Below are 22,844 nucleotides of genomic sequence, written 5' to 3' on the forward strand. Positions count from 1 at the left end.
GACGTCATGACTTCCGAAGCGGACCGCTGGTACGACGACGACGCCGGGCCCGTGGTGCGGCCGTACGCCATGACACGCGGCCGTACCAGCCACGCCGCGGAAGCCCGGCTCGACCTGATCGCCCTGGTGGTCGCCGAGTCGCGCAGCGCGGACGACGACGCCGACGTCGACCGCACCCTGTCGCCCGAGCACCTCGACATCGTCGAACTGTGCCGGGAGCAGCCGATGTCGGTCGCCGAGCTGGCGGCCGACCTCGACCTGCCCGTGGGCGTCGTCCGGGTGCTCATCGGCGACGTCCTGGAGTCCGGGCTGGTCCACGTCAGCCGGCCCGTCCCACCGGCGGAGCTGCCCGACGCGGGGCTGCTGCGGGACGTGATCGACCGCCTGCGCGCGCTGTGACCCGCCCGGGGGCGCCGCGGCGGGGACCGTCACCCGGCGCCCGCGGCGCCCCCCGGTGCACGGCCTGAGGGTCCGCCACACGGGGTCCCGCGGCCGCCGGGTGGGCCCGCGGGCGGGTAACGGCCCGCGGACCGCTGGTAGTTGTCCGGTCGGATCGTAGTAATGTTCCACTGCCACAGCTGATCGCCCGACGCAGTCCCTAGGACCCAGGATGCCGCTGACCTGTGTAAACGGCACGACCGGAGGAGTGAGCCATGGCCTTCGGACGCTCTGAACGCCGTCCCTCCCCCGTCGAGCCCGTCACGCTGAAGATCCTGGTGGCGGGCGGCTTCGGCGTGGGCAAGACCACGCTCGTCGGCGCGGTCAGCGAGATCCGCCCGCTGCGCACCGAGGAGACGCTCAGCGAGGTGGGCCGGCCCGTCGACGACACCGCGGGCGTCGAGGCCAAGCGCACCACCACCGTGGCCATGGACTTCGGCCGGATCACCCTCCGCGACGACCTCGTGCTCTACCTGTTCGGCACGCCGGGCCAGGACCGCTTCTGGTTCCTGTGGGACGAGCTGGCGCAGGGCGCCCTGGGGGCGGTCGTCCTCGCGGACACCCGGCGCCTGGAGGACTGCTTCTCCGCGATCGACTACTTCGAGCGCCGTGGCATCCCCTTCGCCGTGGCCGTCAACGTCTTCGACGGGGCCGAGCGGCATCCTGCCGAGACGGTGCGCGACGCACTCGACCTCGACCCCGAGGTGCCGCTGGTGACGTGCGACGCGCGGGACCGCGCCTCGGCGAAGAAGGTGCTCATCACCGTGGTCGAGCACGCGGCCCAGGTGGCCGGCGACCGCCGGGCGGCCGCCGCCAACTGAGCCGCGCGCCGCGGCTGCGGGCGGGCGGGCCGTCAGCCCCCGGTCGCCGGTGCGGGGCCGTCGTCCTCGTCCTCGTCCTGCCAGCCGAAGCTCCGCTCGACCGCCTTCTTCCAGCGGCGGTACTCCTTCTCACGGGTCTTCTCGTCCATCCGCGGCTGCCACTCGGCGTCCTTCTGCCAGTGCGCCTTGAGCGTGTCCAGCCCGTCCCACACGCCGGTGGCGAGCCCCGCGGCGTAGGCCGCGCCCAGCGCCGTGGTCTCCGAGATCCGCGGCCGCACCACCGGGACGCCCAGCACGTCCGCCTGGTGCTGCATCAGCAGGTTGTTGGACGTCATGCCGCCGTCGACCTTGAGCCCGGTGATGTGCACGCCGGAGTCCTGGTACATCGCGTCGACGACCTCGCGGGTCTGCCAGCTGGTCGCCTCCAGCACCGCACGCGCCAGGTGCGCCTTGGTGACGTACCGGGTCAGGCCGGTGACCACGCCGCGCGCGTCGGAGCGCCAGTACGGGGCGAAGAGCCCGGAGAAGGCGGGGACGATGTACGCGCCCCCGTTGTCCGGCACGCTCGCCGCGAGCGCCTCGATCTCGTCCGCCGCGGTGATGATGCCGAGGCTGTCGCGGAACCACTGCACCAGGGCGCCGGTGATGGCGATCGACCCCTCCAGGCAGTAGACCGGCGCCTCCCCACCCAGCCGGTAGCCCATCGTGGTGAGCAGTCCGTTCTTCGACGGCACGGGCCGGTTCCCCGTGTTGAGCAGCAGGAAGCTGCCCGTCCCGTAGGTGTTCTTGGCGTCGCCCGTCCCGTAGCAGGCCTGGCCGAAGATCGCGGCCTGCTGGTCGCCGAGGGCCGAGGCCACGGGTACGCCGCCCAGCTGGCCGACCGCCGTGCCGTACACCTCGGAGGAGGAGCGGATCTCCGGGAGGACGGCCTCGGGGACGTTCATCGCGGCGAGGATCGCCGGGTCCCACTCCAGCGACTCCAGGTTCATCAGCATCGTGCGGCTCGCGTTGGTGACGTCCGTGACGTGGACGCCGCCCTCCGTGCCGCCCGTCAGGTTCCAGATCAGCCAGGAGTCGATGGTGCCGAAGGCGATCTCGCCGTTCTCCGCGCGGCGGCGCAGCCCCGGCACGTTGTCCAGCAGCCAGGCCGCCTTGGGACCGGAGAAGTAGCTGGCGAGCGGCAGTCCGGTGGACTCGCGGAAGCGGTCCTGGCCGTCCTGGCCGCCGAGCCGGTCGCACAGCGCGGCGGTGCGGGTGTCCTGCCACACGATCGCGTTGTGCACCGGGCGGCCGGTGGTGCGGTCCCACAGCACGGTGGTCTCGCGCTGGTTGGTGATGCCGAGCGCGCTGAGCTGGTCCGCGCGCAGCCGGGCCTTGGCGAGCGCACCGGCCACCACGGCCTGCACCTTGGACCAGATCTCGGTGGCGTCGTGCTCCACCCAGCCCGGCTTGGGGAAGATCTGGCGGTGCTCGCGCTGGTCGAGCGCCACGATCGACCCGCCGGAGTCGAAGACGATGCAGCGGCTGGAGGTCGTTCCCTGGTCGATGGCGGCCACGTATCGGGTCGCCTGGTCGGAGGTTTCGGTCATGACCGCCTCACTTGAACGCGACGTTGTAGATGAGACCGGACAGTGCACCGCCGATCAGCGGGCCGGCCACCGGGATCCAGGCGTACGCCCAGTCGGAGGTGCCCTTGAACGGGATCGGCAGGACGGAGTGGACGATGCGCGGCCCGAGGTCGCGGGCCGGGTTGATGGCGTAGCCGGTGGGACCGCCCAGGGAGAGCCCGATGCCGGTCACGAGCAGCGCCACGATCAGGGTGCCGGTACCGGTCTCGCCGAGTCCCTTGCTGAGGCCGAAGGCCAGGATCGGCAGGACGAGACCCATGGTGGCGATCGCCTCCGTCATCAGGTTCTGCCACCAGACGCGGATCTCGGGGACGGTGGAGAAGACGGCGAGCGTGGGCTGACGGGTCTCCTCGGCACGGTTCGCCGCGAACTGGCCGTAGTACACCAGCCAGCACAGGACGGCGCCCAGCATCGCGCCGATGAGCTGCCCGGCGAGGTAGACGGGCACCTGGCTCCACTTGCCCGAGCTGATGGCGACGCCGAAGGTCACGGCGGGGTTCAGCTGCCCGCCGGACAGGGGGCCTGCGGTGTACGCGCCGGCCAGGACCGCGAGGCCCCAGCCGAACGAGATGACGATCCACCCGGATGCCCGGGCCTTCGAGTGGTGGAGGAGCACCCCGGCCACCACGCCGGCGCCGAACAGGATCAGGATCGCCGTTCCGATGATCTCGCCGACAAAGACGTCTCCGTTGGAATACATGACGGCTCCTTCGTGCAGGCGCACGTGTCGGGCATGCGCCGCCAGAGAATGGCGCACGGAGACCCGGGTACGGAGGGTCCCGCCTCCCGCCCGGCCTCCGCGCCACCCGGAAGTGTTGTCGCGGGGTGATGGAGCGTCAAGGTATCGGACAGATCACCTGATTACGACCACCGACGAGCCGTGCCCGAACAGGCCTTGGTTCGCCGTCACCCCCACGCGGGCCCCGGTGACCTGCCGGGGCCCGGACCGGCCGCGCAACTGCCAGGTCAGCTCGCACACCTGCGCGAGCGCCTGGGCGGGCACGGCCTCCCCGAAGGAGGCCAGGCCGCCGCTGGGATTGACCGGAATCCGCCCCCCGAGCGACGTGGCCCCGTCGCGCAGCAGCTTCACCGCCCCGCCCGGCGGGCACAGGCCGAGGTCCTCGTACCAGTCCAGCTCCAGCGCCGTCGACAGGTCGTACACCTCCGCCAGGTCCAGGTCCTCGGGACCGATGCCGGCCTCCTCGTACGCGGCGCGGGCGACGGACGCCCGGAAACCGGTGGCCGCCTCCCGGGGCGCGACGGCGAGGGAGGAGTCGGTGGCGATGTCGGGGAGGTCGGGCACCGTGCGCGGATAGACCGGGGTGACGGTGGAGACCGCGCGGATCCGCACCGGATCCGCCGTCGCGCGGCGCCGGGCGAAGTCCAGGCTGGACAGGACGACGGCGGCGCCCCCGTCGGAGGTGGCGCAGATGTCGAGCAGCCGCAGCGGGTCGGCCACGACGGGGGAGGCCGCCACCTCGGCGGCCGTGACCGGCGTCCGGTAGCGGGCGAGCGGGTTGGCGGCGCCGGCGGCCGCGTTCTTCACCTTGACCCGGGCGAAGTCCTCTGGAGTGTCGCCGTGCAGGGCCATGCGGCGACGCGCGTACAGCCCGAAGTAGGTGGGGTTGGTGGCCCCGAGCACGCGGAAGCGCAGCCAGTCCGGGTCGTCGGGCCGGTCGCCCCCGGCGGGCGCGAAGAAGCCCTTGGGGGCCGCGTCCGCGCCGACGACCAGGGCGGTGTCCACCAGGCCGGCGAGGATGCGGGCCCGGGCGGTGTCGAGGGCCTGGGCCCCGGAGGCGCAGGCGGCGTAGACGCTGGCCACGCGGGCGCCCTGCCAGCCCAGCGCCTGGGCGAAGGCCGCCCCGGCCACGTAGCCGGGGTAGCCGCCGCGCACCGTGTCCGCGCCGACGACCAGTCCGACGTCCCGCCAGTCCAGCCCGGCGTCGGCGAGCGCGGCGCGCGCCGCCGCGACCCCGTACCGGGTGAAGGGGCGGCCCCACTTGCCCCAGGGGTGCATGCCGACGCCGAGCACGGCCACGTCATGGCTCATCGCCCGCCTCCCACGGGGCGCCAGTGCCAGGTGGTCCAGGTGTGCTCCGCGTCCTCGTACAGCACGCCGGGCACCAGCTCGACCTCCATGCCGACGGCCAGATCGGCCACGCCCGTCCCGGGCGCGGCCTGCCCGAGCACGATCATCCGTTCCGCCGTCAGTTCCACCGCCACCAGGGCGCGGGGTTCCCAGGGGCGTGAGGGGTCGCAGGGGTACGGGGCGGGCGGGCGGTAGCGGGCGTCGGTGTACGACCAGACCCGGCCCCGCCGCGACAGCGGGACCTCCTCCAGGTCCCCTCCGGCGCCGTCGCAGGCCGGGTTGCGGCAGGCGTGGTCCTCACGGGGGAAGAACACCGCGCCGCAGCCGCGGCACCGGGTGCCGAGCAGCCGGAAGCCGTCCTCGTCCGTCGTGTCGTGTGTGAACCAGCCCGTCACCACGGGTTTCCGCGTCCGTGCCACGACCGGATCCTCCCCTGCTGAGCTGACGGTTCGTCAGAAGTGTGCCACGGGCGGGCCGCACGGCGGAACGGGGTGGACGGTGTCGGTGTCCGGTGCTAAGTTCTTCTCGAAGCGAGAAATACTCGAAGTGAGAACAACCGGTGAGAGGTGGCGCACGATGGCGGACCGGCAGGGTGAGGACGCGTTCCTCGCCTCCTATGACCCGCGAGCCTTCGAGCCCATCGCCGTGACCGTCGACGTCGTCGCCCTGACACTGCGTCAAGGGACCCTGCACGTGCTGCTGGTGCGCCGCGGCGGCCCGCCGTACGAAGGTGCCTGGGCGCTGCCCGGCGGATTCGTCCAGGCCGGACGCGAGTCCCTGGACGAGGCCGCGGCCCGTGAACTGGCCGAGGAGACCGGGCTCGACGCGGCACGCGGCCTCGGCCGCGTCCACCTCGAACAGCTCGGCTCCTACGGCCGCCCCGACCGCGACCCGCGCATGCACGTCGTCTCCGTCGCCTACCTCGCCTTCGCCCCGGACCTCCCCGAGGCACGGGCCGGCAGCGACGCGGCGGCGGCCGAGTGGGTCCCGGTCGAGGCACTCGCACCGCAGGTGAAACCGGACGCCGCCACCGCGCGTCCCAAGGAGCAGGACCGGCCGGCCGGGATCCACGGGGGTGGTTCCGGCCGCCGGTCCGGCCAGGTACAAGGCCTCGCCGCCGACCTCGCCTTCGACCACGGGACGATCCTCGCCGAAGGCCTCGACCGGGCCCGCGCCAAGATCGAGTACACCCCGCTGGCCACCGCCTTCCTCGGCGAGGAGTTCACCGTCACCGAGCTCCGCTCGGTCTACGAGGCGGTCTGGGGCCGCACCCTGCACGCAGGGAACTTCCACCGCAAGGTCCTGTCGGTGCCGGGCTTCGTCGAGTCCACCGGCACCACCGCCGGCCGCGGCGGCTCCAAGGGCGGCCCCCGGGCCCGCCTCTACCGCGCCGGCGACGCCCGCCTCCTGCACCCCGCACTGCTCCGCCCCGACCGTGAGGACAGTGTCCGATGACCGCCACGACGCGTTCCGCGTCCGCACATCGCGTCCGCACCTTCGACGACGCCCTGGCCGCCCTCGGCCGGCCCTTCCCGGCCGACGCCGGTGAGGCCGCCCGGCACCACCGCCGGCTCGCCCGGCTGCTCCACCCCGACACGGCCCCGCCCGGCCGCGCTGACGAGGCCGAGGCCGCCTTCGTCCGCCTCACCGCCCTGTGGCGGCGGCACACCGGCGACGGCCCGGCCCTCACCACCGCCCGTGGCGTGTACCCGCTGGGGCCCGTCCTGGCCGAGGGCGACCTCGCGGTGCTGCGGGCCGCCGGGCCCGGCACCGCCTTGAAGATCCCCCGGCGGCCCGCCGACAACGACCTGATGGAGCGGGAGGCCGACGCCCTCACCCGGCTGGACGGCGTCGCCGACGCCCGGCACCGCGCCTACGCACCCCGCCTGGCCGAGTCCTTCCGCCATCGCGGCCCGGACGGCACCGAACGCCGCGTCAACGCACTCCAGCGGCTGCACGGCTTCCACACCCTCGCCGAGGTCCGCGCCCTCCACCCCGGCGGCCTCGACCCTCGCGACGCCGCCTGGATGTGGCGCCGGCTGCTGGTCGCCCTCGGCTGGGCGCACCGGGCCGGCGTCGTCCACGGCGCCGTCCTGCCCGAGCACGTCCTCATCCACCCCGCACAGCACGGCCTCGTGCTGGTCGACTGGTGCTACTCCACCGAACGCGGCGCGACCGTCCCCGCCCTCGTCGAGCGCCACCGCGCCCTCTACCCGCCCGAGGTCCCCGGCCGGCGCCCCGCCACCGAGGCCACCGACATCCACCTCGCCTCGCGCTGCGTCGAGCAGCTGATGGGAGACCGCGCGCCGCGACCGCTGCGCGCCTTCCTGCGCGGCTGCACGCTCCCTGCGCAGGCCCGCCGCCCGCACGACGCGTGGCGGCTGCTCGCGGAGCTCGACGACGTCCTGGAGGGTCTCTACGGCCCGCGCACCTTCCGCCCGTTCACCATGCCGGGCGGCGGGACCCGGGACACCTGACACGCCTGACACGCCTGACACACCAAGGGGGAACCACCATGGGCAGCGGAAGCTGGTCCACCAACGTCTACGACGCCGCCGCGCGCTACCGCGCCGCCAGCGGCGCCGGCGCCTTCGCCTACAGCGACCGCGTCACCTCGTCCGCACCGCGCAGTTCCTGGACCGCGCACCCCTCGCTCGACCCGAAGGACATCGGCGTCCGCGAGAGCCGCGACTCCGACGAGCACCCCACCTCGCTCGCCATCGCCGTGCTGTTCGACGTCACCGGATCCATGCGCACCGTCCCGCAGGTCCTGCAGACCAAGCTCCCCGAGCTCTTCGGCCTGCTCCTGCGCAAGGGCTACACCGAGCACCCGCAGATCCTCTTCGGCGCGGTAGGCGACGCCACCTGCGACCGGGTCCCGCTCCAGCTGGGGCAGTTCGAGTCGGACAACCGCATGGACGACGACCTCGGCAACATCCTGCTGGAGGGCGGGGGCGGCGGCCAGATGACCGAGTCCTACGAGCTCGCCATGTATGCGATGGCCCGGCACACCTCGATCGACTGCCACGACAAGCGCGGCCGCCGCGGCTACCTCTTCCTGATCGGCGACGAGCTGCCCTACGGCAAGGTCAAGGCCCGCGAGGTGCGCGACGTCCTCGGCGACGACCTCGCCGAGGACATCCCGGTCACGCGGATCGTCGCCGAGCTGCGGCGCAAGTTCGACGTCTACTACATCCTCCCGGCGGGCTCCTCCTACGTCGGCAACACCGAGGTCCTCGGCACCTGGCGGGGGCTCCTCGGCCAGAACGTCATCGAGCTCGACGATCTCGACGCCGTCTGCGAGACCATCGCCCTCACCATCGGGCTCGGCGAGGAGGCCATCGACCTCGCCGAGGGCCTCGAAGACCTCGCCGACCTGGGCTCCGCCGCCACCGGCTCCGTCGGCAAGGCCCTCGCCGCCCTCGACCGCGACCGCGCGGCCGTCGCGGTGACGGACACGCCGCTGATCGACGTCACCGGCGACGGCGACGGCACTGCCACCGGCACCACCCGCCTGTAGGCCCCTCGCGGAGGACCCTGGAGGACCCCGTGCACACCATCGTCGTCGACCTCGGCTACGGAGACGCCGGCAAGGGCACCGTCGTGGACCGGCTCTGCGCGAGCGGGTCGGTCCGCGCGGTCGTCCGCTTCAACGGCGGAGCCCAAGCGGCGCACAACGTCGTCACCACCGACGGACGCCACCACACCTTCGCGCAGTTCGGCTCCGGCACCCTCCAGGGCGTTCCCACCCACCTGTCCCGCTTCATGCTGGTGGACCCCCTCGCGCTGGCCGCCGAGGCCGACCACCTCGCCGCCCTCGGCGTCCCCGCGCCGTACGCCCTGCTCAGCGTCGACCGCGCGGCCCGCCTCACCACCCCGTACCACGCCGCCGCCAACCGGCTGCGGGAGCAGGCCCGAGGCGCGGCCCGTCACGGTTCGTGCGGCATGGGCATCGGCGAGACCGCCGCCTACGCCCTCGCCCACCCGCAGGACGCCCCCACCGCGGGGGACTGCGCCTCACGCCCCCGTCTGCTGCGCAAGCTGCGCCTGCTGCGCGACCGCCTGGCCGACGAGTTCGGCCGCCGGCTGCCCGCCCCGCCGCCCGAGGACTGCGCCGACGCCTTCACCGCCTTCGCCCGCGCCGTCACCCTCACCGGCGACGGCCACCTCGCCCGCGTCCTGCGCGAGGGCGCGGTCGTCCTCGAGGGTGCCCAGGGCGTGCTCCTGGACGAGTGGCACGGTTTCCACCCCTACACCACCTGGTCCACGACCACGTTCGCGGGCGCCGAGGCCCTGCTGGCGGAAGCCGGTCAGGAGGCCCGCCGGCTCGGCGTCGTACGGACGTACACCACCCGCCACGGCCCCGGACCGCACGTCACCGAGGATCCCGAACTCGCCCCGCTGCTGCCCGAACCGCACAACGGCCACGGCCCCTGGCAGGGCGCCTTCCGCACCGGCCACTTCGACGCCGTCGCCCACCGCTACGCCGTCGAGGTCTGCGGCGGTGTGGACGCCCTCGCCGTCACCCACCTCGACGCGCCCCGCCGCTGCCCGCAGCTGCGGCTGGTCCGCGCGTACGACACCGGGCAGACGCGGCTGCCCACCGCCCCGGCCGGGGACCTCGGCCGTCAGGCCGCCCTCACCGAGCGGCTGCTGACGGCGCGTCCGGCACGCTGGGACGTGCCCGGCCCCGATCCGGCCGCCTGGTCGGAGGCGGTGGGGGAGGCGCTCGGCGCGCCGGTCGTCCTGGAGTCCCACGGCCCGACGGCCGCCGACAAACGGGAGGTTCAGCGCAGGATCCCGGCCTGCCGCGCGGCCGCCATCCAGGAGGGGAACTCCGAGAGGAGCCGGTCGTAGAGCTCCGCGTCCGGCACGGTGGCGATGTCGTCCACGGCGAAGAACCCGACGTTGTCCACACGCCGGCCCGGCAGGGTGTCGAAACGCTCCAGCACCCCGTAGTTGGCCCGGCCCAGGCCGACGAACTGCCAGAACACCGGCTCCTCCACCGCCTCCCGCAACTGCTGCTCGATCTGGGCGTTGCGGTAGACACCGCCGTCGGAGAAGAACAGCACGAGCGTCGGCGCCGCCGTCGGGTGCGCCCGCACGAACGCCCGGACCTCGCCGATGACCTTCTGCTCCTCGTTCTGGATGCCGACGAACCGCATGTCGACCTGGCCCGGCTGCAGTCCGTGCCGGGGCTTCTTGGGCCGGCCGAACAGGCTCAGCTCGCCCACCCGGACGTGCAGCCGCAGCCACAGCGGCAGTTCCGCGATCCGCAGGTCCGGGAGCCGCGCCGGGTGCGAGGCGAAGGTCCACGCCTGCATCTCGCCGTCGTCGTCCAGTTGCGCCGCGACCGCCGCCATGCGCTCGACCACGTCGGCGACGACCCCGCGCGCGTACAGGCCGGCCATCGAGCCCGAGGCGTCCAGCACGAGGATCACCCGTGCCACGACGCCCGCCGCGCCGTGCTTGCGCAGGCTGACGGCCACCTGCTCCTTGCGCAGGCTCAGCCGCTTGCGCATGTCGGGAGGAAGGTGCTCCTCGCCCTTGGTGAGCCGGACGGCCGGCGGCGGGGGAGCGGCCGCGGCCGGGAGGGGCGGCGGCGGGGGCACCGTCACGGGCAGCGGGGGCCGCGGGTACTGCGGCGGTGGCGGCGCGGCGGCCGGTGCGACCGGCGCCTCGGGCGTCTGCGGCGTGTCCACGGAGATGCCGAAGTCCGTGGCGAGCCCGGCCAGCCCCGAGGCGTAGCCCTGCCCGACCGCCCGGAACTTCCACACCCCGCCCCGCCGGTACAGCTCACCGCCGAGGAACGCCGTCTCGGTCGTCGCCAGCATGTCGAACCGCGCGATCTCGGCCCCGTTGCGGGCGTCGAGCAGCCGCAGCCGCAGCCCCGGGACCTGTCCGAAGGTCCCGCCGTCCGCGGAGGCGCACAGCACGATCCGCTCGACCGCCGTCTCCACGCGGGCCAGGTCCACGTCGAGCGCGTCCGAGGCCGGTCCGGGACCCGCCTGCTTACCGGCGTGCCGCACGGCGCCGGAGGCGTGCGCGGGCTGGTTGTAGAACACGAAGTCGGCGTCCGAGCGCACGCGCCCGTCGCCGCTCAGCAGTAGCGCCGAGGCGTCGACGTCGGGCACGCCGGGACCCGCGGTCCAGTCGAGCACGGCCCGCACGGCGGGCACGGGAACCGGCAGATTGGCGCCTTTTCCGAGGGATTCGGGTGTCACGGACGTCAGTGTGCCCTCTCACCCGCCACCACGGACAGGGCTCCGCACACGACACCCGTGCCCGGGCAGCCGTACGGAACCGTCCGGTCCCCCCGGACGCGGTCCGCTACAGTCCGCGCGTGACCACTCGTCAGAAGGACAGCCACTGCTCCTACTGCGGTACGGAGTTCGCCCCCGGCGCGGGCTGGCCGCGCACCTGCGCGGCCTGCGGCGGCATCACGTACCGCAATCCGCTCCCGGTCGCCGTCGCCCTGCTGCCCGTGCGCACCGCCGAGGGCACCGGTCTGCTCCTCGTGCGCCGGGCGATCGAGCCGCGGCGCGGACTGCTCGCCCTTCCCGGCGGCTTCGTGGACCTCGGCGAGACGTGGCAGGAGGCCGTCGTCCGCGAACTCGACGAGGAGACCGGCATCAAGGCGGCCGCGGGCGAGGTACGGCTCGCCGACGCCCTCAGCGGCGACACCGGGCACCTGCTGGTCTTCGGCCTCCTGCCCGAGCGTGCCGTCGAGGACCTCCCGCCCGCCGTCGTCACCGACGAGACCGACGGCCGGGAACTCCTCCTCGCCCCAGCGGAACTGGCCTTCCCGTTGCACACCGAGGCGGTGCGCAACTGGTTCGACGGCCGCTACTGAACCGCCGCCACCGAACCGCCGCCACCGAACCGCCCACCGAACGGCGGCTACTGCACCGCCGTGCCGCGCACCCGCACCCGGTACCCCACCTCGTCGTGCTCCTCACGCTCCACGACGACCTCGCCGTCCGCCACCCGCGAGCCGAAGCGCTCCACCCGCGGGTCGGCCCAGCCGTCCCCGGCGTCGGTGATCAGCATCCCGCCCCCGGTGCGCCCGGGCGCGGGCGTCCACACCTCCAGCGTCACGGTGCCGTCCTCCTCCGCCACCGGCACCACGGCACCGGCCCTGGCCAGCACCGGGATGCGCTCCGGCGGCGCGGGCAACAGCACCTGCCCGGGCCCCTGGTACGCCTCCCCGGTCGCGGTGTCGTACCACAGGCCCCGCGGCAGCCGCACCGCCCGTTCCGTCGCCCCCTGCTCCAGCACCGGCGCCACCAGCAGCGCGTCCCCCAGCAGGAAGGCGTCCCCGCAGGCACGCAGCTTGCGGTCCTCCGGATCGCCCCACCACACCGGCCGCACATAGGGTGCGCCCGAACGCCGCGCGGTGTGCGCCAGCGTGTACAGGTACGGCATCAGCCGCTCCCGCCCGCGCATGGCCGCCCCGGCCGCCTCCAGTACCTGCGGCCCGAAGCCCCACGGCTCGCGGTGACCGGCGTGGATCGCCGAGTGCGTGCGGAAGAACGGGAAGTACGCGGCCATCTGGAACCAGCGCAGGTACAGCTCCGGCGACGGGCTCCCGGTGAACCCGCCCACGTCGGGCCCCGAGTACGGCACCCCGCACAGGCCGAGCCCCAGCACCAGCGACAACGAGGAACGCAGCCCGGGCCACCCCGTCGACACGTCGCCCGACCACGTGCCGCCGTACCGCTGCATGCCCGCCCAGCCGGAGCGCGAGAACAGGAACGGCCGGGAGCCGGGGCGCAGTTCACGCAGCCCCTCGTGTCCGGCGCGCGCCATGGTCAGCCCGTACACGTTGTGCGCCTCGCGGTGGTCGCCGCCGCGGCCCTCCAGGGCGTGCCGGGCGGAGCGGGGGAGGGTGGTGTCGCCGAACGCGGCGAAGGACACCGGTTCGTTCATGTCGTGCCACACCCCGGCGAAGCCCTGGGCGAGCCGCTCCGCGTAGAGCCCGCCCCACCACTTGCGCACCCGCGGGTCGGTGAAGTCGGGGAAGACGGCGTCGCCCGGCCACACCACGCCGCGCACCGGACGCCCCTGCGCGTCGCGCACGAAGGCGTCGGCCGCCGCCCCGCTGTCGTGGACCGGGTTGCCCGGCTCCAACTTGACCGCCGGGTCCACGATCGAGACCAGGCGCACCCCGTGCCCGCGCAACTCCTCGGCGAGCGCGGGCAGGTCGGGGAAGTGCTCGCGGTCGACGGTGAAGACCCGGTGGCCGTCGTAGTGGTCGATGTCCAGGTGCAGGGCGGACAGCGGCAGTTCGCGCTCGCGGTAACCCGCCGCGACCCGCCGTACCTCCGCCGCCGTACCGAAGCCCCACCGCGCGTGCTGGTACCCCAGCGCCCAGCGCGGCGGCAGCGCGGGCCGGCCGGTCAGCGCGGTCCAGGAGGCCAGGATCCGCGCGGGAGTGCCGGGGATCACCCAGTAGCGCAGCGGGCCGCCGTCCATCCGCGTCTCACAGCCGCCGGGGCGGTCGTGGCCCGATCCCGCGCCCTCCTCGCCGTCACGCAGGGTCACCCGGCCGTCCCAGGTGTTGTCGTGGAAGACCAGATGGCTGCCCGCGTCCGCGACGACCAGCTGCAGCGGCATGGTGATGTACAGCGGATCGGTCTCCGGCTCGAAGGCGCCGCCGGGGTCGGTGTTCCACAGCCGGTACGCGCCCTCGCCCAGCCGCGGCCCCGAAGCCCGCCCGCCGAGCCCGAACACGTCCGCGTCCGCCGGCGTCTCCGAGCGCTGCACCCAGCGTGGTTCCGTGCCCTCCGCCGCGTTCACCGGGTCCCACCAGCGCGGCGGCAGGTCACGACGCAGCAGCAGACCTCCCGGCGTGCGGAACTCCACCGCGCCGTGCCGGGAGACCAGCACCGTGATGCGCTCCGACACCACCCGCCAGCCGTCCTTGTCGGGCTCGATGACCGCCCGGGTGTCGGCGTCGGGGCAGCCGCCGTCCAGCGCGTACGACGGCTCCGGCTCGGCACCGTCCCAGCCGCAGAACACCGCGCCGCCCGCCGCGACCCGCACCCGCAGGGTCGACCGGGCGAAGCGGACCACCCCTCCGCCCGGCAGCGGATCCGCGCCCTCGGCGGACCCCGGCACCCGCGCCCGCTCCGGCCCCCGCCGCGGGAGGTCCCGCGCGTCGGTGCGTTGCCGGCGCCACGCCGCGCGCACCGCCCTCAGCCCGTTCGCCGATCCGACCTGCCGTACCTGTCGCACCAGGTCCCGAGCATCCATAAGGCCCACCCTTTCACCGTTCCCGCCCGCCCCGCCGCCGGCCGGCCACCTTCCACCTGGCGGCCCGGCACATGCTTCCACCCCCGAATGTGTGGGGGGTGCCCTGGCGCCGGAGACGATCACGTGGCATCGTCCTGCCCAGCCGCGACCGGGGACATTCCGCCCGGCCGGGGTCCAGCCGCACATCACGCAGCGTCGCGTACCGTCCGGGAGCCGCCCCATGAGCACCACACCTGAGCCCACCGCCGACCCGGCGACCGAGCAGCCGCTGTGGCAGCCCGGCCCGGACCGAGTCTCCGGTGCCCAGGTGACGCGCTTCCAGGCCTGGGCCGCCGAGCACCACGGCGCGCCCGCCCCCGACGCCGCCGACCCCGTCGCCGGCTACCACGCGCTGCACGCCTGGTCGGTGCGCGAGCCCGGGGCCTTCTGGCGGTCCGTCGTCGAGTGGTTCGAGGTGCGCTTCTCCTCCCCGTACGAGACCGTCCTCGCCGACGCCGCCATGCCCGGCGCGAAGTGGTTCCCCGGGGCCACGCTCAACTACGCCGAGCACGCCCTGCGTCCCGCCGGCGACGCCGCCCGGGCCGGTGAGCCCGCCCTGCTCCACCTCGACGAGCGGCACGAGATCGGCTCCACCAGCTGGGCCGAGCTGCGCCGCCAGGTCGCCTCCCTCGCCCACGAGCTGCGCGCCCTCGGCGTCCGCCCCGGCGACCGGGTCAGCGGCTACCTGCCCAACGTCCCCCAGGCCGTCGTCGCCCTGCTCGCCACCGCCGCCGTCGGCGGCGTGTGGACCTCCTGCGCCCCGGACTTCGGCGCCCGCAGCGTGCTGGACCGCTTCCAGCAGGTCGAGCCCGTCGTCCTGTTCACCGTCGACGGCTACCGCTACGGCGGCAAGGAACACGACCGCACCGGCGTCGTCGCCGAGCTGCGCGCCGAGCTGCCCTCGCTGCGCGCCGTCGTGCACATCCCGCTGCTGGGCACGCCCACCCCGGAGGGCGCCCTGGAGTGGGAGTCCCTGGTCTCCGGCGACCCCGAGCCGGCGTACGAGCAGGTCCCCTTCGACCACCCGCTGTGGGTGCTCTACTCCTCCGGCACCACCGGCCTGCCCAAGGCCATCGTCCAGTCCCAGGGCGGCATCCTGCTGGAGCACCTCAAGCAGACCGGCCTCCACCTCGACCTCGGGCCGCGGGACCGGTTCTTCTGGTACACCTCCACCGGCTGGATGATGTGGAACTTCCTCGTCGGCGGCCTGCTCGCGGGCTCCACGATCGTCCTGTACGACGGCAGCCCCGGCTTCCCCGACACCGGCGCCCAGTGGGGCGTGGCCGAGCGCACCGGCACCACCGTCTTCGGCACCTCCGCCGCGTACGTCATCGCCTGCCGCAAGGCCGGCGTCCACCCCGGCCGCGACCACGACCTGTCGGCCGTCACGTGCGTGGCCACCACCGGCTCCCCGCTCCCGCCGGACGGCTTCCGCTGGCTCCACGACGAGGTCAAGGAGGACCTGTGGATCGCCTCGGTCAGCGGCGGCACCGACGTGTGCAGCTGCTTCGCGGGCGGCGTCCCGACCCTGCCGGTGTACATCGGTGAGCTGCAGGCCCCCTGCCTCGGCACCGACCTGCAGGCCTGGGACCCGTACGGCAAGCCGGTCACCGACGAGGTCGGCGAGCTGGTCGTCACCAACCCCATGCCGTCGATGCCCATCCACTTCTGGAACGACCCCGACGGCAGCCGCTACCACGACAGTTACTTCGAGATGTTCCCGGGCGTCTGGCGGCACGGCGACTGGATCACCCTGACCTCGCGCGGCACGGTGGTCATCCATGGCCGTTCCGACTCCACCCTCAACCGCCAGGGCGTCCGCATGGGCTCCGCGGACATCTACGAGGCCGTCGAACGGCTCCCGGAGATCCGCGAGTCGCTCGTCATCGGCGTCGAGCAGCCCGACGGCGGTTACTGGATGCCGCTGTTCGTCCAGCTCGCCGAGGGCGCCGTGCTCGACGACGCCCTCCGCGACAAGGTCAAGCGCACCATCCGCGAGCAGCTCTCCCCCCGCCACGTCCCCGACGAGATCATCCCAGTCCCCGGCATCCCGCACACCCTCACCGGCAAGCGCATCGAGGTCCCGGTGAAGAAGCTGCTGCAGGGCACGCCGCTGGACAAGGCCGTCAACCCGGGCTCCGTCGACGACCTGGGGCTGCTCACGTTCTACGCGGACCTGGCCCGCACCCGCAGCTGAGCGCCCGCGGGGGTGAGGCGGCCCCGGCCCCCCTCACCCCCCGTACGTCGCGCCGAACTCCCCGAGCACGCCGGCGAAGTCGGCGGCCAGCACCCGCGCGTCCGCGGGCCGCAGCTCCGCGGTCGTGATGCGCACGCCGGGCCCGGCCGCCAGCCGGAACCTCGCCCCCGCGGCCACCCACCACCCGCGCGACCGAAGCCCGTTCACCACCGCCGCCTCGTCGCGCACCGGCACCCACACGTTCAGCCCGCTCGCCCCGTGCGCCGCGATCCCGAGCCGCCCCAGCTCGCCGACGAGTGCCTCCCGCCGCTCCGCGTACGCGTCCCGGGCGGCCTCCACCAGCAGCCGCGCCGCCGCGTCCGTCATCAGCCGGGCGGCCATCCCCTGCAGCAGATGGCTGATCCACCCCGAGGTCAGCAGCAGCCGTCCGTCGTGCCGCGCCAGCGTCGTCGGGTCGCAGGCGAGGGCCGCCCACCGCAGGTCCGTGCCCAGGTACTTGGTGACCGTGCGCACCTGCACCCAGCGCGGCAGCCCCCCTGAGGTCAGGCTGTGCAGCGGCACGCCCGCGATCTCCGCGGCGTGGTCGTTCTCGACCACGAGGACGTCGGGCGCCTCCCGCACCACGCCGAGCAGCTCGTCCCGCCGCTCCGGCGAGAAGCACCCGCCGTACGGGTTCTGGGAGCGCGGACTGCACACCACCGCCCGCGCCCCGGCCCGCAGCGCGTCGCGCAGCGCCTCGGGCCGCATGCCCTCGTCGTCGACCGCGACCGGCAGCATGCGCAGTCCCAGCGCGGGCACCAGGTCGAGCAGATGGTGGTAGCCCGGATCCTCCATCGCCACCGCGTCGCCGGGCCGCAGTTCGACGGAGAGCAGCCGCCCGAGGCAGTCGAGCGCGCTGTGCGCGAACGTCACGTCGTCCGCCGGCACGCCGTCGCGGTCGAACCACGCGCGGGTCAGCTCCTCCAGCTCGGGAAGGCGCGGAGCCGACCGGTGCGAGCGCGCCCCGGGCGTCACCTGCACCGACGGTGGCAGTTCCGGCAGGAACGCCGGGTCCGGGTGGCCGCCCGCCAGGTCCCGCAGTCCGGCGGGCACCTTCGGCGGCCTCCTGGACGCCACGGCCGGCGCCTGCGCGACGACAGTGCCGCCGCGTCCGCGCGTGACGACGATCCCGCGCTGCCGGAGCTCCTTGTAGGCGGTCGCCACCGTGCCGGGACTGACTCCCAGGCGATCGGCCAGCGTCCGTACCGGCGGGAGCGCGGCCCCGGGGGACAACGCCCCGTCGGCCACGCCCCGTTCGACGGACGCGGCAATGCCCTTGGCGTTCGTACCGCTGATCGCATATTGTGCTGCCACATTCACAAGTATGTATCAATACAAACTTCGGGTCAAGGGGGCAGTGCATGCGATTCCCTCGCAGCCGCAGCGACATCGAGGACCTCGTACCGGGCGGCCGCGACGGCCGCCGCATGCTCTGGGTGAGCCTCACCGACAAGGCCGGATCCGGTCTCTGGTACGGCACTTCGGCTCTCTACTACACCTACGTCGCCGGACTCGCCCCGCACGAGATCGGCCTCCTGCTCGGCGTCGCCGGTGCCGTCGGCATCGCGGGCACCCCCGTCGCGGGCCGGGTCGCGGACCGCGTGCCGCTCACCCGGCTGCTCCCGGCCGTCCACGCCCTGCGCGCCGCGGCCGCCCTCGGCATCCTGCTCACCGGCACCCTCTGGCTCCTGCTGCCCATCGCCGCGCTCGGCAGCCTCGGCGACCGCGCCGCCTCGGTCCTCACCAAGCTGTACGCCGCACGCGTCGCCGGCCCGGACCGCGTCCGCTACCAGGCCCTCCAGCGCACCGTGGTCAACATCGGCTTCGGCATCGGCGGTCTCGCCGCCGCCGTCGCCCTGGCCATCGGCACCGACACCGCCTACCGCACCATGCTCATCGGGGACGCCCTCTCCTTCGCCGGCGCCGCCCTGCTCGTCCTGCGCTGCGCAGAACCGCCGTCCCCCGTGCGCGTGGTGGCCGGCGCGCCCGCCGCCGCCGGCGGGGAACCGCCCCGGACGAAGACCCCGGCCACCAGCCCATGGCGCGACCGCGGATACCTCGCCTACACCGCCACCGAGACCCTGCTGTTCCTCGACGACACGGCGCTCAACATCGGCCTGCCCCTGTGGATCGCCACCGCGACCGTCGCCCCGCACAGCCTCGTCGCCCTGCTCTTCGTGCTCAACAACGTCCTCGTCGTGCTCTTCCAGGTCCGCCTCAGCCGCCTCGGGGACGAGCCCCGCAGGGCCGCCGCCTCGCTGCCGCTGCTCGGCGTCGCCTTCCTCGTCGCGGGCGGCGCCATGGCCGTCTCGGCCGTGGACTCGACGGGGACCGCGGTCGTCGCCCTCGTCGTCGCCGCCACGGCCTTCACCGCAGCGGAGATCGTCCACGCCGCGATCTCCTGGGAGTTGTCCCTCGCCCTCGCTCCCGGCCGGTCCCAGGGCGCGTACCTCGGCGTCCACGGACTCGCACAGTCGGCCCAGCGCTCGGCGGGCCCGGTCCTGCTCACCTCCGCCGTCATGGCCGCGGGCCCGCTCGGCTGGCTGGGCCTCGGCGCAGGCCTCGCCGCCGTCTCCGTCGGCCAGCGCACGCTCGTGCGCCGCCGCCTGGACCGGCTGGACGCAGCCGAACGCCCCGGGCCGGCGGCGCCGAAGGCCCACGCCGTCCCCGGCGGGACGGTCACTGTCAGTGGCGGCGATTACGGTGAGTGACAGTTGACCGCCGTACCGAGGGGGAGCCGTCATGGCACACACCAAGCACCGCAAGCAGAGCAGCCGCCCCGCCCGCCGCACCGCGAGGACCGGCCGCCGCACGCTGCGCCGCGAGTCACCGACCACCGTCGCCGTCCTCACCGACCCCGCCGACTTCGCCGCCATGCGCGGCTACCGCAGTTTCACCTTCGACGACCACGCGAGCTACCTGCGGCAGATCGAGGGCCTGCTGCGGTCGCTCGCCTCCCGTGGCATCCACGTCCGCGTCGGGCCCTTCGACCCGGCCGAGTACGCCGAGTACTGCGCCGACACCGGCCACGACCCCGACAGCTCACGCTCCCGCACGCGGTACGCCGCCGACGTCACCACGGCTGGCCCCACCGTCCCCTACGCGGGACAGCCCCTGGAACACCTCGTCACCGAGCTCGAGTACGAGGCGGGCCGCCAGGCCACCTGGGAACGGGCCTCCGGCATCCTGGCCCGCGCCGGGGACTGCGCCGGCTGCGGCGACGACCTCGCCCGCACCTCCTTCGACCGCGCCTCCCAGGCCCTGATGCGCCTCCTCGAAGCCGCGGGGCCCGGCCACCATCACCTCGTGTGCAGCGTGCCCGCCGAGGGCACCACACTGCTCGCCGCCCTGCACGCCCGCTGCGACGAGCAGGGCATGGTCCACCTCGTCGAGGCCGAGGCCCTGGTCTGCTGCACCGTCATCGCCGCCGGGCTCGCCGAGGACAGCCCCGGCGGTCTCGTCCTGCGCAGCGGCACGGGCACTGGCCAGCCCCCGCCCGACCGCCCGGACGAAGTCCGCGGCTGGACGTTGCGCGACGGCTGGCTCCAACCCCTCACCGAGGCACAGGTCTTCAACGCCTACTGCACCGACGCCGAGTCCGGAGACCCCGTGCCCCCGGAGCCCGGTGTCGTCCACCGCCCGGGATTCGTCCTCCCGCCGCCGGAGGACGACTGAGCACGGCGCAACCCGCGAACGCCGAGGGGCGCCCCACCACCGGTGGGACGCCCCTCGGGAGGACGGGAAGCGATCACTCCCCGGACAGCACCGCCTGCGCCGCGCGCCGCGCCTCGTCGGCCGTGTCGGTCGCCCGGGCGGCCGCCGCCGCCCGCTCGCACTGCGCCAGGGTGTACTTCGCCAGCGTCGCCCGCACGTAGGGGATCGACGCCGCGCCCATCGACAGGCTCGTCACGCCCAGACCCGTCAGCACGCACGCCAGCAGCGGATCGGAGGCCGCCTCACCGCACACACCGCAGCTCTTGCCCTCGGCCCGCGCGGCCTCGGCCGCCGCGGACACCAGGTCCAGCAGCGCCGGCTGCCACGGATCCTGCAGCCGCGAGACCGAACCGACCTGCCGGTCCGCCGCGAAGGTGTACTGCGCCAGGTCGTTCGTCCCCAGCGAGAGGAACTCGACCTCCTGCAGGATCGACCGTGCCCGCAGGGCAGCCGACGGGATCTCCACCATCGCGCCGAACTTCGCGTGCAGCCCGGCCTCCCGGCACGCGTCCGCGAACGCCTTGGCGTCGATGCGGTCCGCCACCATCGGTGCCATGACCTCGAGGTATACCGGCAGGCCCTCGGCGGCCCTGGCGAGCGCCCGCAGCTGCGTGTGCAGCACATCGGGGTGGGCGAGCAGCGTCCGCAGGCCCCGCACGCCCAGCGCCGGGTTCGGCTCGTCCGCGGGCGTCAGGAACTCCAGCGGCTTGTCGGCACCCGCGTCCAGCACCCGGACCACGACCCGGCCCTCGGGGAAGGCCTCCAGCACCTGCCGGTACGCCTCGACCTGCTTCTCCTCCGACGGCGCGTTGCGGGAGTCGTCCAGGAAGAGGAACTCCGTGCGGAACAGACCCACGCCCTCCGCGCCGGCCTTCACGGCCGCCTCGACGTCCGCGGGACCGCCGACGTTCGCCAGCAGAGGCACCTTGTGCCCGTCCGACGTGGCACCCGGCCCCGAGGTCGCGGCGAGCGCAGCCCTGCGTTCCTCCGCGGCCTTCGCCAGCTCGGCCCGCCGGTCCTTGTCCGGGTCGACGTAGATGTCGCCGGTGCTGCCGTCCACGGCGATGACCGTCCCCTCGGCCAGCTCCGTGGCACCCGGCAGCGCCACCACGGCCGGCACCCCCAGCGCACGCGCGAGGATCGCGCTGTGGCTGGTCGGCCCGCCCTCCTCGGTCACGAAGCCGAGCACCAGCGACGGGTCCAGCAACGCGGTGTCGGCCGGCGCCAGGTCCCGCGCGATCAGCACGTACGGCTCGTCGCTGTCCGGGACACCGGGCATCGGCACCCCGAGCAGCCGCGCCACGATCCGGTTGCGGACGTCGTCGAGGTCCGCGACGCGCCCCGCCAGGTACTCGCCCGCGTTGGCGAGCAGCGCACGGTAGGAGGCGAACGCGTCGTACACCGCGCGCTCCGCCGAGCTGCCCACCGCGATACGGCGCTCCACGTCGGCCATCAGCTCGGGGTCCTGCGCCATCAGCGCCTGGGCCTCCAGCACCGCCTGCGCCTCGCCGCCGGCGAGGTTGCCGCGCGCGATCAGGTCGTTGGCCACCGCCTCGACCGCCTGACGTGCCCGGGCCTGCTCCCGCGGGGCCTCGTCAGCCGGAATCTGCTTGGCCGGAGGCTCGAGGACCGCGGTCCCCATGTGCCGTACCTCGCCGATCGCCACGCCGTGGCTGACACCGACGCCTCGCAGCGTTGTCTCCATCTCACCCGTCTCCGGTCGTCGCGGACGCTCGCGACCGCGTTGCCTGTGTGTATGCGTCGGGAGTGGCCTTGCCGAGAAGGCTACGTCCAGGAGAACAGAGTGGCCCCGGCGGTCACCTCTCCGTCCTCGACGAGACCGGTCAGCGCCTCGGCCGCCGCCTCAAGCGCCACCACCGGGCACACCGGGGACTTGCCGGCGGCCTCGACCGCCGCGGGGTCCCAGCGCACCATCTCCTGGCCGCGCACCACGGTGTCGCCCTTGTTGACGAGCACCTCGAAGCCCTCGCCGTTCAGCTGCACCGTGTCGATGCCGAGATGGGTCAGCACCCCGTGCCCGTCCGCGTCCACCACGACGAACGCGTGCGCGTGCAGGGACACGACCACACCGTCCACCGGGGACACGGCCACCGACGGCTCGCGCACGGGGTCGATCGCCGTGCCGGGCCCCACCATGGCACCGGAGAACACGGGGTCGGGCACCGCGGCCAGACCGATGACGCGCCCGGTCAGGGGCGACGAGACAGTCGTCATGAGGAAGCCTCCAAGCAAGTGGTCCAGACCACTCAAGTCTGCCACCCCCTTGAGGCCCGGCACACCACGCCACCGCACGCCACCCCCCGATTTGCTCCGACCGGGCGCCTCCAGTACGTTGGGTCAACCCCCGCGACGAGAACGCCACGGAGACGTGCGTGCTCACAGCGGTGCGGTAAATCCGACGGAAAGCATCTGATAAAGTCGGGGAGCGCGAAAGCCGAAAGGCAGAAACGCAAAAGCAGGAAATCCCCGCCGGCGGGAATCGGGCCCGAAAGAGTCTGATAAGCTGGTGACAACGAAGGGAAAGCCCGGAGGGGCCGGTGAAACGGTCTCGAAGGAAGCTTCCGTTCCTTGAGAACTCAACAGCGTGCCAAAAGTCAACGCCA

20 protein-coding genes are annotated in these 22,844 nt (G+C 74.1%); 10 read left to right on the forward strand and 10 right to left on the reverse strand.

Features of this window, described 5'->3' with window-relative positions; all coding sequences use genetic code 11:
* The first annotated feature begins 6 nt into the window (after positions 1-6).
* Complete coding sequence (locus ACFYYN_RS28045) at positions 7-399, forward strand: DUF742 domain-containing protein (RefSeq protein WP_499510588.1); 393 nt, start codon at positions 7-9, stop codon at positions 397-399.
* Positions 400-653: 254 nt separating this feature from the next.
* Complete coding sequence (locus tag ACFYYN_RS28050; protein ID WP_499510587.1) at positions 654-1,259, forward strand: GTP-binding protein; 606 nt, start codon at positions 654-656, stop codon at positions 1,257-1,259.
* Between the two features lie 32 nt (positions 1,260-1,291).
* Here ACFYYN_RS28050 and glpK read toward each other — a convergent pair whose 3' ends face one another.
* The 4 genes from glpK to ACFYYN_RS28070 all read right to left on the reverse strand — a co-directional run bounded on the left by glpK (position 1,292) and on the right by ACFYYN_RS28070 (position 5,395).
* Positions 1,292-2,848, reverse strand: coding sequence for a glycerol kinase GlpK (gene glpK / locus ACFYYN_RS28055; protein ID WP_500547975.1), 1,557 nt, complete (start codon positions 2,846-2,848; stop codon positions 1,292-1,294).
* 7 nt (positions 2,849-2,855) lie between these two features.
* Positions 2,856-3,587: an MIP/aquaporin family protein gene (locus tag ACFYYN_RS28060; RefSeq protein WP_500547976.1), complete on the reverse strand. Its 732-nt coding sequence runs from the start codon at positions 3,585-3,587 to the stop codon at positions 2,856-2,858.
* A 153-nt stretch (positions 3,588-3,740) separates the two neighbouring features.
* Complete coding sequence (locus ACFYYN_RS28065; RefSeq protein ID WP_500547977.1) at positions 3,741-4,937, reverse strand: lipid-transfer protein; 1,197 nt, start codon at positions 4,935-4,937, stop codon at positions 3,741-3,743.
* Positions 4,934-5,395, reverse strand: a complete 462-nt coding sequence (locus ACFYYN_RS28070; RefSeq protein ID WP_500547978.1) for a Zn-ribbon domain-containing OB-fold protein — start codon at positions 5,393-5,395, stop codon at positions 4,934-4,936. The genes ACFYYN_RS28065 and ACFYYN_RS28070 overlap by 4 nt, the downstream gene beginning before the upstream one ends.
* A 157-nt stretch (positions 5,396-5,552) precedes the next feature.
* Here ACFYYN_RS28070 and ACFYYN_RS28075 point away from each other — a divergent pair, with 157 nt between their 5' ends.
* Genes ACFYYN_RS28075 through ACFYYN_RS28090 form a run of 4 tightly spaced genes read left to right on the forward strand, consistent with a single transcriptional unit; the run spans position 5,553 to position 9,833 of the window.
* Complete coding sequence (locus ACFYYN_RS28075) at positions 5,553-6,431, forward strand: NUDIX hydrolase (RefSeq protein ID WP_500547979.1); 879 nt, start codon at positions 5,553-5,555, stop codon at positions 6,429-6,431.
* A complete protein-coding gene (locus ACFYYN_RS28080) occupies positions 6,428-7,453 on the forward strand; it encodes a molecular chaperone DnaJ (protein ID WP_500547980.1) in 1,026 nt (341 codons plus the stop codon). The genes ACFYYN_RS28075 and ACFYYN_RS28080 overlap by 4 nt, the downstream gene beginning before the upstream one ends.
* Positions 7,454-7,491: 38 nt before the next feature.
* A complete protein-coding gene (locus ACFYYN_RS28085; protein ID WP_500547981.1) occupies positions 7,492-8,496 on the forward strand; it encodes a hypothetical protein in 1,005 nt (334 codons plus the stop codon).
* Between the two features lie 29 nt (positions 8,497-8,525).
* Positions 8,526-9,833, forward strand: a complete 1,308-nt coding sequence (locus ACFYYN_RS28090; protein WP_500547982.1) for an adenylosuccinate synthetase — start codon at positions 8,526-8,528, stop codon at positions 9,831-9,833.
* Here the strand turns inward: ACFYYN_RS28090 and ACFYYN_RS28095 are convergent.
* Complete coding sequence (locus ACFYYN_RS28095; RefSeq protein WP_500547983.1) at positions 9,764-11,200, reverse strand: VWA domain-containing protein; 1,437 nt, start codon at positions 11,198-11,200, stop codon at positions 9,764-9,766. The two genes, ACFYYN_RS28090 and ACFYYN_RS28095, sit on opposite strands and share 70 nt — an antisense overlap.
* A gap of 119 nt (positions 11,201-11,319) precedes the next feature.
* On the opposite strand from ACFYYN_RS28095, the gene ACFYYN_RS28100 reads away from it, so the two are divergent.
* Positions 11,320-11,829: an NUDIX domain-containing protein gene (locus ACFYYN_RS28100; protein ID WP_500547984.1), complete on the forward strand. Its 510-nt coding sequence runs from the start codon at positions 11,320-11,322 to the stop codon at positions 11,827-11,829.
* Between the two features lie 47 nt (positions 11,830-11,876).
* Here the strand turns inward: ACFYYN_RS28100 and ACFYYN_RS28105 are convergent, their stop codons facing one another.
* Positions 11,877-14,231, reverse strand: a complete 2,355-nt coding sequence (locus ACFYYN_RS28105) for a glycoside hydrolase family 31 protein (RefSeq protein WP_500547985.1) — start codon at positions 14,229-14,231, stop codon at positions 11,877-11,879.
* Positions 14,232-14,451: 220 nt separating this feature from the next.
* On the opposite strand from ACFYYN_RS28105, the gene ACFYYN_RS28110 reads away from it, so the two are divergent.
* Positions 14,452-16,467, forward strand: coding sequence for an acetoacetate--CoA ligase (locus ACFYYN_RS28110; RefSeq protein WP_500547986.1), 2,016 nt, complete (start codon positions 14,452-14,454; stop codon positions 16,465-16,467).
* 33 nt (positions 16,468-16,500) lie between these two features.
* Here the strand turns inward: ACFYYN_RS28110 and ACFYYN_RS28115 are convergent, their stop codons facing one another.
* Positions 16,501-17,820, reverse strand: coding sequence for an aminotransferase class I/II-fold pyridoxal phosphate-dependent enzyme (locus ACFYYN_RS28115; protein ID WP_500547987.1), 1,320 nt, complete (start codon positions 17,818-17,820; stop codon positions 16,501-16,503).
* Between the two features lie 47 nt (positions 17,821-17,867).
* Between ACFYYN_RS28115 and ACFYYN_RS28120 the strand changes: the two genes are divergently transcribed.
* Positions 17,868-19,217 (forward strand): MFS transporter, encoded by a 1,350-nt coding sequence (locus tag ACFYYN_RS28120; protein WP_500547988.1) that lies wholly within the window; start codon positions 17,868-17,870, stop codon positions 19,215-19,217.
* Positions 19,218-19,248: 31 nt separating this feature from the next.
* Positions 19,249-20,181, forward strand: coding sequence for a DUF8829 domain-containing protein (locus ACFYYN_RS28125; protein WP_500547989.1), 933 nt, complete (start codon positions 19,249-19,251; stop codon positions 20,179-20,181).
* A gap of 73 nt (positions 20,182-20,254) precedes the next feature.
* On the opposite strand, the gene ptsP is transcribed toward ACFYYN_RS28125, so the two are convergent.
* The 3 genes from ptsP to ACFYYN_RS28140 form a co-directional block, all read right to left on the reverse strand.
* A complete protein-coding gene (ptsP, locus tag ACFYYN_RS28130) occupies positions 20,255-21,925 on the reverse strand; it encodes a phosphoenolpyruvate--protein phosphotransferase (RefSeq protein ID WP_500547990.1) in 1,671 nt (556 codons plus the stop codon).
* An 80-nt stretch (positions 21,926-22,005) separates the two neighbouring features.
* Complete coding sequence (locus ACFYYN_RS28135; protein WP_499510571.1) at positions 22,006-22,455, reverse strand: PTS sugar transporter subunit IIA; 450 nt, start codon at positions 22,453-22,455, stop codon at positions 22,006-22,008.
* A 162-nt stretch (positions 22,456-22,617) separates the two neighbouring features.
* The coding region (locus tag ACFYYN_RS28140) for a hypothetical protein (RefSeq protein ID WP_500547991.1) at positions 22,618-22,844 on the reverse strand (227 nt) is incomplete at its 5' end.

The organism is Streptomyces sp. NPDC001902 (genome assembly GCF_042891295.1).
Taxonomy (GTDB): domain Bacteria; phylum Actinomycetota; class Actinomycetes; order Streptomycetales; family Streptomycetaceae; genus Actinacidiphila.

Bases quoted from the DNA above. Each gene is read 5' to 3' on its own strand.
- ACFYYN_RS28045 (WP_499510588.1), top strand. From the start codon at position 7: ATGACTTCCGAAGCGGACCGCTGGTACGACGACGACGCCGGGCCCGTG.
- ACFYYN_RS28050 (WP_499510587.1), top strand. From the start codon at position 654: ATGGCCTTCGGACGCTCTGAACGCCGTCCCTCCCCCGTCGAGCCCGTC.
- glpK (WP_500547975.1), bottom strand. From the start codon at position 2,848: ATGACCGAAACCTCCGACCAGGCGACCCGATACGTGGCCGCCATCGAC.
- ACFYYN_RS28060 (WP_500547976.1), bottom strand. From the start codon at position 3,587: ATGTATTCCAACGGAGACGTCTTTGTCGGCGAGATCATCGGAACGGCG.
- ACFYYN_RS28065 (WP_500547977.1), bottom strand. From the start codon at position 4,937: ATGAGCCATGACGTGGCCGTGCTCGGCGTCGGCATGCACCCCTGGGGC.
- ACFYYN_RS28075 (WP_500547979.1), top strand. From the start codon at position 5,553: ATGGCGGACCGGCAGGGTGAGGACGCGTTCCTCGCCTCCTATGACCCG.
- ACFYYN_RS28080 (WP_500547980.1), top strand. From the start codon at position 6,428: ATGACCGCCACGACGCGTTCCGCGTCCGCACATCGCGTCCGCACCTTC.
- ACFYYN_RS28085 (WP_500547981.1), top strand. From the start codon at position 7,492: ATGGGCAGCGGAAGCTGGTCCACCAACGTCTACGACGCCGCCGCGCGC.
- ACFYYN_RS28105 (WP_500547985.1), bottom strand. From the start codon at position 14,231: ATGGATGCTCGGGACCTGGTGCGACAGGTACGGCAGGTCGGATCGGCG.
- ACFYYN_RS28110 (WP_500547986.1), top strand. From the start codon at position 14,452: ATGAGCACCACACCTGAGCCCACCGCCGACCCGGCGACCGAGCAGCCG.
- ACFYYN_RS28120 (WP_500547988.1), top strand. From the start codon at position 17,868: ATGCGATTCCCTCGCAGCCGCAGCGACATCGAGGACCTCGTACCGGGC.
- ACFYYN_RS28125 (WP_500547989.1), top strand. From the start codon at position 19,249: ATGGCACACACCAAGCACCGCAAGCAGAGCAGCCGCCCCGCCCGCCGC.
- ptsP (WP_500547990.1), bottom strand. From the start codon at position 21,925: ATGGAGACAACGCTGCGAGGCGTCGGTGTCAGCCACGGCGTGGCGATC.
- ACFYYN_RS28135 (WP_499510571.1), bottom strand. From the start codon at position 22,455: ATGACGACTGTCTCGTCGCCCCTGACCGGGCGCGTCATCGGTCTGGCC.